The organism is Neisseria sp. P0021.S006 (assembly GCF_051956895.1).
The window spans coordinates 1-447 of sequence record NZ_JBQCWZ010001256.1 but is presented as its reverse complement, the minus strand read 5'-3'; the positions used below and the strand labels follow the sequence as shown (position 1 = coordinate 447).

The following is a 447-nucleotide window of genomic DNA, read 5'->3' as shown; positions in this document are numbered from 1 at the left end:
GTTACGGCCTATTGGGCGTTAACGGCAGCGGTAAATCCACATTTATCAAAGCATTGGCAGGAAAAATCGATTTACTTTCCGGCAATATCGTCCGTTCCGAAAAGCTCAATATCGGCTATTTTGCCCAGCACCAACTGGACACATTGCGCGCAGACCAAAGTCCGGTTTGGCATATCCAGCAGCTTTCGCCCGAAGTCCGCGAACAGGAAATCCGCAACTTTTTAGGCGGTTTCAACTTTGTCGGCGATATGGCGGTTCAAAAGACCGAGCCGTTCTCCGGCGGGGAAAAGGCGCGGCTAGCCCTTGCCATGATTATCTGGCAAAAACCTAATCTGCTGCTGCTTGACGAACCGACCAACCACCTAGACTTGGATATGCGCCACGCCCTGACACTTGCCCTGCAAAGTTTCCAAGGTGCATTGATTGTCGTTTCGCACGACCGCAGCC

General features: G+C 52.1%; 1 protein-coding gene. It reads left to right on the top strand.

Annotated features, from left to right (window positions below; genetic code table 11):
- A partial coding sequence (locus ACTHUM_RS19755) for an ATP-binding cassette domain-containing protein (RefSeq protein ID WP_440403977.1) occupies positions 1-447 on the top strand: 447 nt, incomplete at both ends.